Source organism: Pseudomonas mendocina (genome assembly GCF_003008615.1).
Lineage (GTDB): Bacteria > Pseudomonadota > Gammaproteobacteria > Pseudomonadales > Pseudomonadaceae > Aquipseudomonas > Aquipseudomonas mendocina_C.
Window position 1 is genome coordinate 1,462,583 of the sequence record NZ_CP027657.1, and the last position, 16,014, is coordinate 1,478,596.

Genomic DNA, 16,014 nt, shown 5'->3' on the forward strand with positions numbered 1-16,014 from the left:
AGCCACGCGCTTTGCCCGCTCCAGACCGCTCGCTATACTGCGCGGCAACTTCAGTCGACAAGAGCCGTGCTCTGTGAACCGGCCTGCGCCCGTCAAACCCGATAATTTCTTCATCATGATCTTCCACGCGCTGCGTCAGCGGCGGGTGCCCTTGGTGCTGCGCATCGCCAGCCACAGCCTGTTGCTGGTGGCGCTGGCCATGGTCATCTACGCCTGGGTCATGGGCATGCAGTTCAAGCAGGCCATGCAGCAGCAGGCCGATGCACTGGGCCAGGCGCTGATCACCCAGACGGCGGCTTCGGCCACCGAACTGCTGGTGTCCAACGACATCCTCAGCCTCAACGTACTGCTCAATAACCTGGCGAAGAATCCGCTGGTGGCGCATGCGGCCATCTACAGCGTCGATAACCGCATCCTTGCCGAAGCAGGCGCACGCCCGACACGCAGCGTACTGGGCGAAACCGAGGGACTGTATTCCACCCCCATTACCTTCCAGGAGGTGATCGCCGGGCAACTGCGCATCAGCCTGGACATGCGCCAATTCCAGCAACCGATGACCATCAGCCTGCAGAGCATGGGCATTCTCAGCCTGATTCTGTTGGCGCTGACGCTATCGCTGAGCATGCGTCTCGGCAGGCATATCTCCACGCCACTGCTGCAATTGCGTTTATGGCTGCGCGACCCGGACGATCCTGCACCGGGCGCAGGCCGCAACGATGAAATCGGTGACCTGGCGCGCCAGCTGCAATCGCGCCTGGTGCCCGAGAAGCCGGAGCCAGAGCACGACGACTCCGTCTTCGATGATGCCGAAAACTATCCCCACGAGCAGGATGAAAACGCCTTCTCCGACCTGGGCGATGATGAAGAAGTGGCCACTGCGGAGCATGCATTCGACGAGCACGATCTCGGCGAGGACAACGAAGAGCCGCTCAAGCCGTGGCCCGAGTCCATAGAGCCGGATGATCCCTTCTCCGATCTGCGTGACGAGTCTGAAGCCCCTGCCCCGGCCGTCAAACCGCCGCGTCCATCGCAGACCAGTGCCGTTCTGGCGATCCAGCTTGGCGCACAGGAACAGTTGCGGCGCCTGCCGCGCACGCGCCTGCTGGATCTGCTGGAACGCTACCGAGCATGCATGGAACAGGCTGCCGCGCTTTATCAGGGCCAACTGCACACGCTCAAGGACGGCAGCAGCCTGATCCTGTTCCATCAGCGTGAATGCGGCGAGGACTACCTGACCCACGCCATCTGCTGCGGCGAGCTGATGCGCGCTCTGGGCCATGCCTTGCAGATCGAAGTGGCGGACAGTGGCATCACCCTGCAACTGCAGTTGGGACTGACCCTGGGCAGCGACCTGGAGGCAATGAGCCAAACCGAGTTGCTGCTCAGTGACAGCGCCCTGGATGCCTTGGCCCTATCGCAGCACAGCCGCAACCTGCTGCTGGTCGAACAGCGGGTCGCCCAAGATGCGCTGGTGCGCCAGCGTGCTCGCATCCGCCCGATTGCCAGCCCGGAAGGTGCAAGCTGCGTGGAGCGCCTGCTCGATCCGTATCCAGCCCTGCTGGAACGGCAACTGACGCGCATGCACGACAACCGAGTGTGAAAGCGACGCAGCCCATGTAGGGCGGGTGCAACCCGCCAGACGGCCAACGGCGGGTTGCACCCGCCCTACGCGCCAACCGAGACGCGCTGCGGCGTCGATGCCGCGAAGCGACCCAGCCAGTCCTTCCAGCGAATTCGCTCGTCACGTACCAGCCAGCCGTCCTGCTCGGCGAAACTCTCCGATAGCCACACCCCTCGGGTACTGGCCGCCAGCAATTCACCCTTGCGCAGCGTGAACAGACCACCGCTGGGTACACCGCGCTGCAATGCCAGCAGGTAGATGTCCGGGCGACGACGCTCCAGTCGTGCGACCAAATGTCCATCCTCCAGACACTCATCGACATGGAACAGGCTCAACTGACGGGCATCGCGCGGCAGCTCCAGGCTCAAGTCGTAGACCAGTTGCAAGGATGCCGTGGGCAGATGCACGTAGGCACGCGGCCGCTCGAGCAAGGTCAGGTTGCCACACTGCACCGGACGCGCAGCGCCGGACAACGGACTGAGGCGAAAATGACTCGATTCGCGATAGCGCAACGTCCCCTGATAAGGCGTGGGCAGCCAGGTGTCGGCAAAACGCCCGCCCAGCCAGCCTTCCGCACTCTCCAGCAGACACTCCTCGGCCACTTCCTGAATGGCGGTGAGCAGGGGCAGGTTCAGCTCATGCGCGGGCACATAGCCAGAAATCAGCTTGAGTACGGTGTCACCACGATCCGGGCGACGCTGGCGTACCAGCAGCCAGTAGTCGCGTCCGTGCAGGCGCAGGGTCAGACGCACGGAAACGCCGAGATTGGCGAGCTCCACCGCGAAACGTGAACTATCGGTGATCTCCACTGGCCGACGCCGCTCGAGCATCTGACGAAAATTCAGCGGCTGCCCGAGACTCTGGTATCTCAGGCCATCAGGGCCAGCCTCGACGAATAGCGGCAGGGTCTTGAAGTTACTCGGGTCCTTGCGGATCAGCGTACGCGGCATCTCGACTCCTTGTTCCAGCTGGGCATGAAGCCGACTCGGCCGCCGGCATCCACGCGAGGATCAGGTTGAAGCGAAAACCGCTCAAGGCTGCCCCAAGCCGACCGTCCAACACAACCCAAGCCTGTAAGAGGACGTGACCAAGAGCCTTAGCGGATACCCTGCAACACCGCCGCTACGGTCGCGACATTGGCCGCCAGGTGGGCGGGGGTTATGGTGCCGACGATGGCGCTGCTGACACCAGGATGATCGAAGATCAGCTCGAAACTGGCGCGTACCGGATCGACACCCGGAGCCAGGCAGGCGTGCCCACTGGCCAGCGCCTTCTTGATCAGAATTCCCTTGGCGTGACTGGCAGCGTAGTCCAGCACCGGTTTTTCGCCTTGCTCACTCAGGTTATAGGTGACCATGGCACAGTCACCTTGTTCCAGCGCCAGGAGACCGCCCTCAACGGTCTTGCCGGAAATCCCGTAGCCAAGGATCTTGCCCTCACGCTTGAGCGCTGCGAGAGTCTCGTACACGCCGGTATCACGCAGCACCGCCAGATCGTTACCGTCGGAATGCACCAGTAGCAGGTCGATGCGATCGGTCTCCAGGCGCTTGAGACTACGCTCCACCGACAGGCGAGTGTGCGCGGCGGAAAAGTCGAAGAACGACTGTCCCTGCTCGAACTCCTCGCCGGTCTTGCTGACTATCACCCACTCATCGCGCTGACCGCGCAGCAGCGGGCCGAGGCGCTGCTCGCTGACGCCGTAGGCCGGCGCGGTATCGATCAGGTTGATGCCCAGCTCGCGCGCCTGCTGCAGCAAGGCCAGGGCCTGCGCATCGTCAGGGATGGTGAAGCCGTTAGGGTATTTTACGCCCTGGTCGCGGCCGAGCTTGACCGTTCCCAAGCCCAGCGGCGAAACCCGCAAGCCGGTGGAGCCCAGCGGGCGATGCAGATCGTGCAGGGTACTCATGGCAGCAACGCCTCCCACACCGGCTGGCCCAGCGCGGGGCGCGGCAGTTCGGGCAACGCGGCATGCTTGGCCGGCTGCAGTTTGTCCCGTTGCAGCGTGGCCAGTACACGGTCGGCGAAGTCCGGCGCCAGCGCCAGCTTGGTCGGCCAACCCACCAGCAGACGCTGCTGCTCGGCAAGGAAGGCGTTGTCCGGACGCACCAGCCCCGACTGCGCGGGCTCGGCGCGATCGACGCGCAATGTCGCCCAGCGCGTCTGGCTCTGATCGACCCAGGGCAGCAGCGCCGCCATTTCCTTCTGCGCGGCCTGAATCTGCGCCGCTTCATCGCGTGCCACGCCATCGGCCTCGGCCAGATCGCCACCGAGGTACCAGACCCACTGGCCATCGGCCGCCGGATGCGTGGTAACGGTCACCCGCGGCTTTGGCCCGCCACCCAGGCAGTGCGCGTACAGCGGTTTCAGCGCCGGCCCCTTGGCCAACACCATATGCAAAGGACGCAATTGCTGAGCGGGCTGTTCGATACCCAGCGCCGCGAGCAGCTCGGCATTGCCGGCGCCGGCGCTAAGCACAATGCGCTGCGCGTGAATCTCGCGACCGTCGACGATAAGTCCGCACAGCTCACCGTTGTCCTGCAGCGGTTCGATACGTTCGGCGGCCAGCAGGCTATCACCGGCGAGTTCGGCCAGACGGGCGATCAGGCTCGGCACATCGAGCACCAACTCGGCAAGTCGGTAGACCTTGCCCTTGAATTTCGGATGCTGCAGCGCCGGCGGCAACTGCTCGCCCTTGACCTGATCGACACGCCCACGCACCGCCTTGCTGGCGAAGAAGCTGGTGAGGTTGCCCGCCAGGGTACCGGGCGACCACAGGTAATGGGCATCGGACAGGATGCGCACACCGGAGAGATCCAGCTCGCCCGTGCCAGCCAGCGCCTCGCGCCAGCGACGCGGCATATCGGCAATAGCCTCGGAGGCGCCGGTCAGCGCCCCATGCAGAGCGTACTTGGCACCGCCGTGGATGATGCCCTGCGACTTCAGGCTCTGCCCGCCACCCAGGCTGCCGCGCTCCACCAGAACAGTGGCGAAGCCCTGCTGGCGCAGGCGCGCATTGAGCCAGAGGCCGGCGATACCGCCGCCGACGATCAGGACATCGGTGCTGAGAGACTGGGACATGAACGGGCCTCGGCGAAAAACAGGCGCGCAGTATAACCCGTCAACTTCCTCGCCCGCGGCCCATCAGTGCCCGGTCGATTGCGAGAACAGCTGTATCACCACCACGCCACTGACGATCAGGCCCATGCCGAGCACCGCTGGCAGGTCGAGCTTTTGTTGATAGATGACCAGCGCAGCGATGCTGACCAGGACGATGCCCAGTCCGGCCCAAATGGCGTAAGCGATACCCACCGGGATGGTGCGCACCACCAGAGTCAGCATCCAGAAGGCGATACCGTAGCCACCAATAACCAACAGCAACGGCAGCGGCTTGCTGAAACCATCGATAGCCTTCATCGAGGTAGTGGCGACCACTTCGGCCGCGATGGCAATGGCGAGATAGAGGTATCCGGGCATGATGGTGACTCCTGAAAGATGGTCGCAATTCTAAGTCTCGCCATGATGGGATAAAGTCATTACCTATCTATTTCTAAGATAGGCAACCATGAACTGGAATCTCGATCAGCTTCAATTATTCGTCCGCACCGCCGAGAGCCGATCCTTCTCCGCCGCAGCCCGACAAACCGGACGCGCGCAATCAGCGGTCAGCACCGCCATCGCCCTGCTCGAAAGCGATCTCGGGGTCACCCTCTTCGAACGCAGCAGCGGGCGCCAGCCGCGTCTGACCGAGGCGGGGGGCGCGCTGCTGGAGCAGGCCCGCAGCGTGTTGCAACAATGTGAGCGACTGGATGGCCGCGCGCTCGGCCTGGCACGTGGCGAAGAGGCACGTCTGCGCCTGGCCCAGGACGAAGCCATGCCCTACCAGCCGGTGCTGGCCAGCCTGGAAGCCCTGGCCGACGCCTTTCCCTTGCTCGAAGTACAGCTTTCCAGCGGCGCGCAGGGCGACGTTGCGCGCAAGCTGCTGCAACGCCAGGCCGACCTGGGCCTGCTGTTTCATCACGAGCAAATGCCCAGAGAGCTGGAAAGCCAGCGCCTGGGCACCATCGAGATGGTCACGGTGTGCAGCCCGCAACACCCGCTGGCAGAACTCGCCAGCGTAGAACGCCGCGACCTGGCCGAACATCGCCAACTGCTGATGGCACCGCAAGACAGCCACTACCCAGGCGGTGAGCAGATCAGTCCGCTGGTGTGGCGCGCCGACAGTTTCTACGTGATGGCCGAGCTGGTGATACGCGGCGTTGGCTGGGCCTGGCTCCCCCGCCATGTAGCGCAGTATCCGACCTACCAGGGCCACCTGCAGGAACTGCGCAGCGACTGGGCGCCGCTGCCGCTGGTGGTGGAGCTGGTCTGCCGTCGCGACGGCGCGCTCGGCCCCGCCGCCAACTGGCTGGCCGACTGCCTCGCGCGCGAACTGCTGCGCCCGCAAGCGTGATCACGCTTCCAGGCGATGGCGGGCGGCGATAAGCTGCGCCCCCATGAACAGACTCCTCTACACCCTGCTGCTGCACCTGGCCCTGCCCCTGATCGCCCTGCGTCTGGCGCTGCGCGCACGCAAGGCGCCGGCGTACGCTCGGCGTATCAACGAACGCCTCTCCCTCGGCCTGCCGACAATGAAACCCGGCGGCATCTGGGTGCATGCGGTATCGGTCGGGGAGAGCATCGCCGCCGCGCCGATGATCCGCGCACTGCAGACGCACTATCCCGAGCTGCCGATCACCGTGACCTGCATGACGCCGACAGGCTCCGAGCGCATCCAGGCCATGTTCGGCAGCAGCGTGCAGCACTGCTACCTGCCCTATGACCTGCCCTGGGCCGCCGCACGTTTTCTCGACCGCGTACAGCCACGCCTGGCCGTGGTGATGGAAACCGAGCTGTGGCCAAACCACATCCACCAGTGCGCCAAGCGCAGCATTCCGGTTGCCCTGGCCAACGCACGCCTGTCCGAGCGCTCGGCACGCGGCTATGCGCGCTTTGCCACGCTCACCGCCCCGATGCTCGCCGAGCTGTCGCTGATTGCGGTGCAGACCCAGGCCGAGGCGCAACGCTTTCTCGATCTGGGTGCACGCCCTGCCTGCGTGGAAGTCACCGGCTCGATCAAGTTCGACCTGAAGATCGATGCCGAACTGTTGCAACGTGCCGTCGAGTTGCGCCGTCAGTGGCAGGCCGAACAGCGCCCGGTGTGGATAGCGGCCAGCACCCACGCGGGCGAAGACGAGATCGTTCTCGCCGCCCATCGCCAGTTGCTGAAGACGCGACCAGACACACTGCTGATCCTGGTGCCGCGTCACCCCGAGCGCTTCAACTCGATCCATGAGCTCTGCATCAGTGAAGGACTGACGACACGCCGCCGCTCCACGGGTGAAGCAGTGCAAGCCAGTGACCAGGTGCTGCTGGGCGACACCATGGGTGAGCTGCTGTTTCTCTACGCGCTGGCGGATATCGCCTTCGTCGGCGGCAGCCTGGTGGCCAATGGCGGGCATAACCTGCTGGAGCCTGCCGCATTGGGCAAACCGGTACTGAGCGGGCCACACCTGTTCAACTTCCTGGAAATCGCCACGCAGCTGCGGGAAGCCGGAGCGCTGGACGTGGTCGAAAGCCAAACGCAGCTGGCGGACAGCGTTGCGCACTTGTTGAGCACACCTGGCGAGGTGCAGCGCATGAGCAAGGCTGGCCTTGCCGTGCTCAAGGCCAACCAGGGTGCGCTGGAGCGGCTGCTGAATGGATTGCGCCGCCTAATGTAGCCCGGATGCAATCCGGGAGGAGCATTCGCGGCTGAACACCGCGCACCACGGCCGCCCCCTAATATCGCCGGTGCGCACGGCGCACCCTACGGGTAGCAACCCAAGTAGCCCAAAACAAAAAACCCGACTTGCGTCGGGCTTTTTTGTTTACTGCGGGCGACTCAGAAATCCTGATTGTTCTTCAGGCGTTCCTCGGCGGCAGATGCCAGATCCGGCGGCAGGAAGTCCTTGTCCGGGTTGTAGTCCGGTTTGAGGAAACTGCCCAGCGCGTCCAGATCAGCCGGGCTGAGGGTACCGGCGGCCTGCTTCAGGCGCAGGTTGTTGAGGATGTAGTCGTAGCGCGCATCGTTGTAGTTGCGCACGGCGCTGTACAGCTGACGCTGGGCATCGAGCACGTCGACGATGTTGCGGGTACCGACCTGATAGCCGATCTCGGTGGCCTCCAGCGCGCTCTGGTTGGAGATGATCGACTGGCGACGCGCCTGCACGGTCTCCACATCGGTGTTCACCGCACGGAACAGGTTGCGCGTGTTCTGCACCACCTGGCGACGCAGGCTCTCGCGCAGCTGCTCGGTCTGACCCAGACGCTGGTAGGCCTCGCGCACCTGCGAGCTGGTCAGGCCACCGCTGTAGATCGGGATATTCAGTTGCAGGCCGATGGAGCGCTGCGACACGTCACCGCTGTAACGAGGGAGCCCGCCGGAGTTGGTGAAACCCAGGCTGTCGTTGTCGCCCTGCTGATAGCTGGCCACCGCATCCAGGGTAGGCGCATGGCCGGCCTTGCGCTGACGCAGATTCTCCTCGGCAGCGGTGACTGCATACAGGCTGGCCTGCAGATTGAGGTTCTGCGCGGCGGCGGTATCGACCCAGGACTTGGCGTCATTCGGCGTCGGCGCCAACACCGGCAGGGTATGGACGATCCCTTCGACAGCCACGTAGTCGCGATTGGTCAGGGTCACCAGGGCTTCGAAAGCATCATCCACCGCCCGTTCGGCGAGCAGGCGGTTGGCGCGTGCAGTATCGAAACCGGCCTGGGCTTCGAGCACGTCGGTCTTGTCGGAGAGACCGACGTCGAAACGCTCATTGGCTTGATCCAGCTGACGCTTGAATGCGGCTTCTTCGGCCTTGGTCGAGGCCAGGTTGTCCTGGGCACGCAACACGGCGAAGTAGGTTTCGGCGCTCTGCAGGATCAGGTTCTGCTCAGTGGCGGACAACTCCAGCGCGGCCTGTTCACTGGTGGCCTCGGCCGCCTGCAACTGGAACCAGCGGTCGGCGCGGAACAGCGGCTGGCTGAGGTTGGCCTGATACACCAGGCCACTGCGCGAAAGGGTCGCGCTGGGGGAGTCGAGTTCGGTGCGCGTATCACCATAGTTGGCGCCAGCCGACAGGTTGGGCAGCAAGCCGGCACGCGCCTGCGGCACCACTTCGCGACGGGCCTGATAATCGGCGCGCGCGGCGGCGATATCAGCATTGTTCTTCGCCGCTTCCTGATACACGGTGACCAGGTCGGTCTTGCTGGACAGCGGGGCCTCTTCGGCCTGAACCAGGCCGACCGAAGCGGCGGCCACGGCGATGGCCAGGGAAAGTCTGCGCAACATGGATGTCGATCCTTGAATAGGCGGTAATCGGCAAGGCTACGGGGCGCCACAGGCGGGGGTCAAGCGCGCCATGGACGGCATCAGTCTAGCTGGCGGCAAGCTATGTTGCTCGTTGGGAACAATCCGCCATCAGCAGCGGCATTAGTCGCTTTCCGACGCACGGGTCGAACTTTATTGACCGTCGAGTTGGTTTTCTCTCATCAGCTTGTTTAGACTGCCCGAGTTCTTGTCGGGGTGCCCCAAATGCGGGGCTGAGATTGGCAGCTGCCGGATCCCGTTGAACCTGATCAGGTTAAGGCCTGCGTAGGGAACAAGATGTCCTCGCCAGTGCACCCGGCGAGTCCTCTCGGCACCGCCAGTGGTGCGCCTTCGCTCCTCCTCTTTTCAGGTTCTGCTCCGACAACCATCCCGGAGAGCCTTGATGAGCGCACAACAACAAAAGAACCTGAGTGAATCTGCACAGGTCGACCAACAGTCGGTAAAGCCCTTCCCCCGTTCGCAGAAAGTCTATGTACAGGGCTCGCGCCCGGACATTCGCGTGCCGATGCGCGAGATCAGTCTGGACGTCACCCCGACGGATTTCGGTGGCGAGATCAACGCTCCGGTTACCGTCTACGACACCTCCGGCCCCTATACCGACCCGAACGTCACCATCGACGTGCGCAAGGGCCTGGCCGACGTACGCAGCGCCTGGATCGAAGATCGCGGTGACACCGAGAAACTGCCGGGCCTGTCATCCGAGTTCGGCCAACGCCGCCTGAACGATGCCGAGCTGACCAAGATGCGCTTCGCTCACGTGCGCAATCCGCGCCGGGCCAAGGCCGGGCATAACGTCAGCCAGATGCACTACGCCAAGAAGGGCATCATCACGCCCGAGATGGAATACATCGCCATCCGCGAGAACATGAAGCTGGCCGAGGCGCGTGAAGCCGGCCTGCTGAACGAACAACACGCCGGCCACAGCTTCGGCGCCGCCATCCCGAAAGAGATCACCCCCGAGTTCGTGCGCAGCGAAGTCGCCCGTGGCCGCGCCATCATCCCGGCCAACATCAACCACGTGGAGCTGGAGCCGATGATCATCGGCCGCAACTTCCTGGTGAAGATCAACGGCAATATCGGCAACTCGGCGCTGGGTTCCTCCATCGAGGAAGAAGTAGCCAAGCTGACCTGGGGCATTCGCTGGGGCTCTGACACCGTGATGGATCTGTCCACCGGCAAGCACATCCACGAAACCCGCGAGTGGATCATCCGCAACTCGCCGGTACCAATCGGCACCGTGCCGATCTACCAGGCACTGGAGAAGGTCGGCGGCATCGCCGAAGACCTAACCTGGGAGCTGTTCCGCGACACCCTGATCGAGCAGGCCGAACAAGGCGTCGACTACTTCACCATCCACGCCGGCGTGCTGCTGCGCTATGTACCGCTGACCGCCAAGCGCGTCACCGGCATCGTCAGCCGTGGCGGCTCGATCATGGCCAAGTGGTGCCTGGCGCATCACAAGGAAAACTTCCTCTACACCCATTTCGAAGACATCTGCGAAATCATGAAGGCCTACGACGTGTCCTTCTCCCTGGGTGATGGCCTGCGCCCCGGTTCGATTGCCGATGCCAACGACGCCGCGCAGTTCGGCGAACTGGAAACCCTCGGCGAGCTGACCAAGATCGCCTGGAAGCACGACGTGCAGTGCATGATCGAAGGCCCCGGCCATGTGCCGATGCAACTGATCAAGGAAAACATGGACAAGCAGCTGGAGTGCTGCGACGAGGCGCCGTTCTACACCCTCGGCCCGCTGACCACCGACATCGCGCCAGGCTATGACCACATCACCAGCGGCATCGGTGCGGCGATGATCGGCTGGTTCGGTTGCGCCATGCTCTGCTACGTCACGCCCAAGGAACACCTGGGCCTGCCGAACAAGGATGACGTGAAGACCGGCATCATCACCTACAAGATCGCCGCGCATGCCGCCGACTTGGCCAAGGGGCATCCGGGCGCACAGATCCGCGACAACGCACTGTCCAAGGCGCGCTTCGAGTTCCGCTGGGAAGACCAGTTCAACCTCGGCCTTGATCCGGACACTGCGCGCGCCTTCCACGACGAGACGCTGCCCAAGGAGTCGGCCAAGGTGGCGCACTTCTGCTCCATGTGCGGGCCGAAGTTCTGCTCGATGAAGATCACCCAGGAAGTGCGTGAGTACGCCAAGGAGAATGGCCTGACTGACGAACAGAAGGCCATCGAGGCTGGCTTCGCCGAACAGTCCGAGCGCTTCAAGGAAGAAGGTGCGGTGATCTACCGGCAAGTCTGACGATCAGCCTGCCAAAGCCCCTTTCCATGAAAGGGGCTTTTTCTTTCAGGAGCGTACCGACGCCCCGTCATAGAAGCAGTAACCACTGTTACGCAGGGTCTTGATGGGCAACTCCGTTCCGCCGTTGTCCAGCACCTTGCGTCTCAGTCGCCTCATCTGGGTATCCAGGCGCCGTTGGTCGTAGCTCAGGTAATCGCCGCCCAGTACCTGGATAATCTGCCGACGACTGATACTTTCACCGGGTGCCGCCATCAGACAACGCAGCACCAGCATATCCTGTTGCGACAGTGAGACTTGCGTGCCATCAGGCAAACGCAGGCGGCGCGGGCCGATTTCCAGGCACCATTCCAACTGACTGCGGTTCAGCTCCAAACGGCGACTCAGCGCCTCCAGCGTGGCAGAGAGCTCGCCAAGGTCGCAGCCCTTGCCGAGATAATGATCGGCGCCGATGCACAACCCTTCTATCTTGTCGGTCGCGGTGCTGCGTGCACTGAATACAACGATGCCCAGCCGATCACCCGCCTGGCGCAGATTCTGGATCAGCGCCAGACCACTGCCATCAGGCAGGCCAATATCGATTACCGCCAGGCGATGACGCCCGGCCTCGAAGGCCGCATCGAATTCCGCCAGGTTGGTCACGAAGGTCACGCGATAGCCGATCTCTCCGAGAAAGTCGGCCAGCTCCGCCCCCAGTACGGGGTCGTCTTCGAGAAAAATCAGATCGATCATACTTGCCAAACTCATTCACTGGCGGCTTTCATAGCCCTGCCGCCCATGATCTTCAAGCCTTGAGACTCCTCACCCCAGGCATGTTCAGACTCCCTCCTTTGCTATTGCTGCTCATCCTGCTGTTGCCGTCGACGCTGCATGCCGCCGCGTTGTACCTGGACGATACCAAACCGATGTTCAGTACCGCAGGCTATCTCGAGGGTCTGGCAGACCCCGGCGGACAGTTCGATGTCGCACAGGCCAATGCCGCGCAAGGGTGGCAGAAACTGCCCAGCAACCTCAATGCTGGCTATACCCCGGATACCTACTGGCTGCGCTTGCGGCTGGACGTGCCGCAACCCCGGCCCGGTGGGTGGATGCTCCACCTGAGCAATGCGCTACTGGACGATGTACGCATCTACATCTGGCGCCCCAGCGGCTGGCAGTTGCTTGGTCTCAGCGGCGAGAACGTGTCACGCAGCGAGTGGCCTGTCGACTACCGCAGTGCGGTGATCCCGTTCGAGCCGACAGAAGCGGGCCAACATGCGTTGCTAATCAGGCTTGAAAGCAAGAACTCGCTGGCGACGCGCGTGGAGATCTGGCAGCGCCTGGCCTTCGACGACAACTCGCGGCGCGAGGGCCTGTTCTTTGGCCTGCATTTCGGATTCTACCTGCTACTGATCGGCCTGCACGCGATCTTCTGGGCAGCGACCCGCAGCCAGATGAGTGGCCTGTTTCTCCTGTACATCAGCCTCAGTCTGCTCAACGAAGTCCTGAGCCTGGGGCTGATTCAGCAGATCAGCGGCCTGCCCGTGACCTGGAGCGATCGTCTCCTCGGGGCCGGTTTTGCCTGCAACCTGCTGGTCGGATTCCGCGTATCGATGCAGCAGTTGGGCATGCCAATACTCTATCCACGAAGCAGCCGGTGGATGGATCACTTCATCAAGGTCGCGGCGCTCTACTGTCTGAGCATGGCCTTGCTCAACAACTATTCCCTGAGCGTGGTGCCAGTGCTCCTGCTGGGCATGGTGATGATGGTCGGGTTCAGCGGTATGTGCATCCGGCTGCTGATACGGGGTTATCGACATGCCAGGTTCTTTGCCCTGGCCTTCGGCATCTTCTATGCGGGATTGCTGATCGGTTTCCTGCGCAACCTTGGCTACCTGCCGGTCAATCCCTGGACCGAACTGGCGACGACGATCGCCACCATGCTGCACATGATCCTGCTGAGCCTGTGGCTGATCGCTCGCTACGAGCGCAAGCGCCGCTCGCGCGAACGCTGGCAGGCCAACCGCGCCGCCAACATGGCCCAGCAACACAGCCAGGAACTGACCCACGAAGTGGAACAGCGTACCGCTGACCTGCGCAAGGAGATACACCGTCGCGAACTGCTCGAACAGGAGCTGCGCAATGCGCTGGAGCTCGAGCAGCGTGTACGCACCGAACAACAGGATTTCGTCGCCATGGTGTCTCACGAATTCCGCACCCCATTGGCGATCATCACCACTCTGTCACAGCGTATCGAGCAGAGCACACCACCGCAGACACCGAGGAATGCGGAGCGTTGCCAGCAGATACGCGACGCCGCCTCTCGACTGCTTGCACTGGTCGACGAATACCTGAGCGACGACCGCATGAGCGAGTCGCCAGTCGAGTTGAAGCACGCGCCCTACGACCTGCCAGCCCTGCTGGAGGATCTCAGCGGCGACTTCGCACCGGGGCGTATTCGCAACCATTTCCGCTGCAAGCCCGAACGCCTGATCACCGACGTGGGGCTGTTGCATATCGCCCTGCGAAACCTGCTGGCCAATGCCGACCGTCACTCCCCCACCAACGAAACGGTGGAGGTCGATGTCAACGAAGACGGCGACTTCCTTCTCATCGACATCTGCAACGTATCCAGCCAGATTCCCGCACATGAGCGAGAACGTCTGTTCCGCAAGTACTTTCGCGGACAGAACGCCAAACACGCCGCAGGCGCAGGGTTGGGTCTGTATCTGGTGAAGCGCATCAGCGAAATGCTCGGCGGCGACGTGACCCTGCTCTCTGCAGGTGGTGAACAGGGCGTGTGCTTGCGCCTGCGCATACCGAAAAACCCAGCACCACAATAACCGAGTCAATCACTCAACTACCGCTCAGATTTGCTCAGCCCCCCGCTACCAAAGACCAATAGACTCATCGCAAATTGCCATCACTCATGCAGTACGAGCGAGCGGGTCTGCCATGCCGAATCTCCATGCACTCTCATGCCGTTCCTCCGGCATGCCGTCCACAGCGTCTTCTCCTGTCGATAGCGCCCCGAACATACGCCGATATCCCCTGCTGAATGTCCTGATGATCCTGCTGCTCGGCTCGGCAAGCGTCGCCGCCATGGCACAGACGCCGAGCGACCTGGAGGCAGCCGCACGTCAGGCAGAACGTCTGCAGAACGAGATGAACCAGCGCATCCAGCAGCAGCGCCTGCAGGATCTGCAATCGGATCAGCCCCCCACTCGCCTGCAAGTGGTGCCGCCAACACCCCGACCACGCGATTCGGCGGCCTGCCGGGACATCAGCACGGTCGAGATTCAGAATGCCGAACTGCTGCCCGAACGCGTTCGCCGCGACATTCAGGAGAGCTATCAAGGCCGCTGCCTGGGCGTCGCCGAGATCGAGCAACTGCTGGCCGACATCACCGCCGCATACATGACACGTGGCTACGTGACCGCACGTGCCTACCTGCCTGGCCAGGATCTGAGTCAGGGCACCCTGATCATCGAAGTCGAAGAAGGTCAGCTCGAGCGCATCGACATCAACGATGGCGACAAACGCTCCATTTCCCCCGGCAACGTATTTCCCGGCAAGGTCGGTGAACCACTCAACCTGCGTGACCTGGAGCAGGCGCTGGATCAGATCAATCGCCTGTCGTCGAACAACGCCACCATGGAAATCCTTCCAGGCACCGAAGCGGGCGACAGCCTGGTGCGCTTCAACAACGAGCCGGGGCAGCCGTACCACCTGAATCTCACTTATGACAACAACGGCCAGAAAGCCACCGGCCGCAATCAACTCGGGGTCAACCTGGGACTCGACAACCCACTGGGCTTCAACGATTTCCTCAGCCTAACCCACCGCCGCGCCCAGCCTTACGAGAGCGGCAAGCGTTCGTCCTATTTCAACAACCTGACCTACGTGCTGCCCTGGGGCTACAACACCTTCAGCCTGAGCCTCTCCGACTCCGAATATGCCAGCCTGTTGAAGGCGCCCAGTGGTGCCAAGCTGAAAACCAACGGCGATTCGCAGACCTACACCCTGCAAATGGATCGCGTGCTCTGGCGCGGCCAGTCCGGCCAATGGAACCTGTCCGGCGCCCTGACCCAGAAAGAACAGGGCAACTACCTCGAAGACATCCTGCTGGAGGTCAGCAGCCGTCGCCTGAGTGTGTTCGACCTCGACTCCAGTTACACCACGCGCGTACTCGGCGGCGCCTTCAGTCTGAACCTTGGTGTGGCCCGTGGCCTGCACCTGTTCGGCTCGCTCAAGGACGCCTCCAACCTGCCCGACTGGGCACCACGCGCACAATTCACCAAGTACAAGTACGGCTTCGGCTACTACCGCCCCTTCGAGTTGCTGAACCAGGAACTGAGCTTCAACAGCCAGTTCAGCGGCCAGCATGCTCGCGACGTGCTCTATGGCTCGGAGCGCATCTCCCTCGGCAGCCTCTACACGGTGCGCGGCTTCAACGAGGAGTCGATTGCCGGCGATCACGGCTACTACTGGCGCAACGAGTTGGCCCTGACCCATCGTTTCAGCCTGCCCAATGGCCGTCCTGCCCTACTGCGCCCCTTCGTCGGACTCGACTACGGCAAGGCCTGGAACCGGGAGGACGAATCCGCTGGCGACCTCAGCAGCGCGTCGCTCGGCGTGGGCGTGATGACCGGCCCGGTCAATCTCAACCTGACGCTGGCACACCCGCTCGACTCCCCCAAATATGAAACGGATCAGGGCGACACCCTGGCCTTCAGCCTCAGCCTTTCCCTCTGA

12 protein-coding genes and 1 riboswitch are annotated in these 16,014 nt (G+C 62.9%); of the genes, 6 read left to right on the top strand and 6 right to left on the bottom strand.

What is annotated here, in order from left to right:
• The first annotated feature begins 73 nt into the window (after positions 1-73).
• Entirely contained in the window at positions 74-1,600 is a 1,527-nt protein-coding gene (locus tag C7A17_RS06815; protein WP_106737310.1) for an AhpA/YtjB family protein, read from the top strand.
• Positions 1,601-1,665: 65 nt separating this feature from the next.
• Here C7A17_RS06815 and C7A17_RS06820 read toward each other — a convergent pair whose 3' ends face one another.
• The 4 genes from C7A17_RS06820 to C7A17_RS06835 all read right to left on the bottom strand — a co-directional run bounded on the left by C7A17_RS06820 (position 1,666) and on the right by C7A17_RS06835 (position 5,095).
• Positions 1,666-2,571, bottom strand: a complete 906-nt coding sequence (locus C7A17_RS06820) for a metal ABC transporter ATPase (protein WP_106737311.1) — start codon at positions 2,569-2,571, stop codon at positions 1,666-1,668.
• 146 nt (positions 2,572-2,717) lie between these two features.
• Entirely contained in the window at positions 2,718-3,527 is an 810-nt protein-coding gene (locus C7A17_RS06825; protein WP_106737312.1) for an aldo/keto reductase, read from the bottom strand.
• On the bottom strand, positions 3,524-4,699 hold the full coding sequence (locus C7A17_RS06830) for an NAD(P)/FAD-dependent oxidoreductase (protein ID WP_106737313.1): 1,176 nt from the start codon (positions 4,697-4,699) through the stop codon (positions 3,524-3,526). The genes C7A17_RS06825 and C7A17_RS06830 overlap by 4 nt, the downstream gene beginning before the upstream one ends.
• Positions 4,700-4,762: 63 nt before the next feature.
• Positions 4,763-5,095 (bottom strand): DMT family transporter, encoded by a 333-nt coding sequence (locus C7A17_RS06835; protein ID WP_106737314.1) that lies wholly within the window; start codon positions 5,093-5,095, stop codon positions 4,763-4,765.
• Between the two features lie 88 nt (positions 5,096-5,183).
• Here C7A17_RS06835 and C7A17_RS06840 point away from each other — a divergent pair, with 88 nt between their 5' ends.
• Both C7A17_RS06840 and waaA read left to right on the top strand, forming a co-directional pair.
• On the top strand, positions 5,184-6,071 hold the full coding sequence (locus C7A17_RS06840) for a LysR family transcriptional regulator (RefSeq protein WP_106737315.1): 888 nt from the start codon (positions 5,184-5,186) through the stop codon (positions 6,069-6,071).
• A gap of 43 nt (positions 6,072-6,114) precedes the next feature.
• On the top strand, positions 6,115-7,380 hold the full coding sequence (gene waaA, locus C7A17_RS06845; RefSeq protein ID WP_106737316.1) for a lipid IV(A) 3-deoxy-D-manno-octulosonic acid transferase: 1,266 nt from the start codon (positions 6,115-6,117) through the stop codon (positions 7,378-7,380).
• A gap of 161 nt (positions 7,381-7,541) precedes the next feature.
• Here the strand turns inward: waaA and C7A17_RS06850 are convergent, their stop codons facing one another.
• The gene (locus C7A17_RS06850) at positions 7,542-8,978 is read right to left on the bottom strand and encodes a TolC family outer membrane protein (RefSeq protein WP_106737317.1); all 1,437 of its coding nucleotides are present in this window, start codon (positions 8,976-8,978) and stop codon (positions 7,542-7,544) included.
• Between the two features lie 220 nt (positions 8,979-9,198).
• A riboswitch (TPP riboswitch) is annotated at positions 9,199-9,305 on the top strand.
• Positions 9,306-9,399: 94 nt separating this feature from the next.
• Between C7A17_RS06850 and thiC the strand changes: the two genes are divergently transcribed.
• Complete coding sequence (thiC, locus tag C7A17_RS06855; RefSeq protein WP_106737318.1) at positions 9,400-11,283, top strand: phosphomethylpyrimidine synthase ThiC; 1,884 nt, start codon at positions 9,400-9,402, stop codon at positions 11,281-11,283.
• 45 nt (positions 11,284-11,328) lie between these two features.
• On the opposite strand, the gene C7A17_RS06860 is transcribed toward thiC, so the two are convergent.
• Positions 11,329-12,012 (bottom strand): response regulator transcription factor, encoded by a 684-nt coding sequence (locus C7A17_RS06860; RefSeq protein ID WP_106737319.1) that lies wholly within the window; start codon positions 12,010-12,012, stop codon positions 11,329-11,331.
• A gap of 80 nt (positions 12,013-12,092) precedes the next feature.
• Between C7A17_RS06860 and C7A17_RS06865 the strand changes: the two genes are divergently transcribed.
• Together C7A17_RS06865 and C7A17_RS06870 are read left to right on the top strand one after the other, a co-directional pair.
• Complete coding sequence (locus C7A17_RS06865; protein ID WP_199796400.1) at positions 12,093-14,102, top strand: sensor histidine kinase; 2,010 nt, start codon at positions 12,093-12,095, stop codon at positions 14,100-14,102.
• Between the two features lie 223 nt (positions 14,103-14,325).
• Positions 14,326-16,014, top strand: a complete 1,689-nt coding sequence (locus C7A17_RS06870) for a ShlB/FhaC/HecB family hemolysin secretion/activation protein (protein ID WP_158704644.1) — start codon at positions 14,326-14,328, stop codon at positions 16,012-16,014.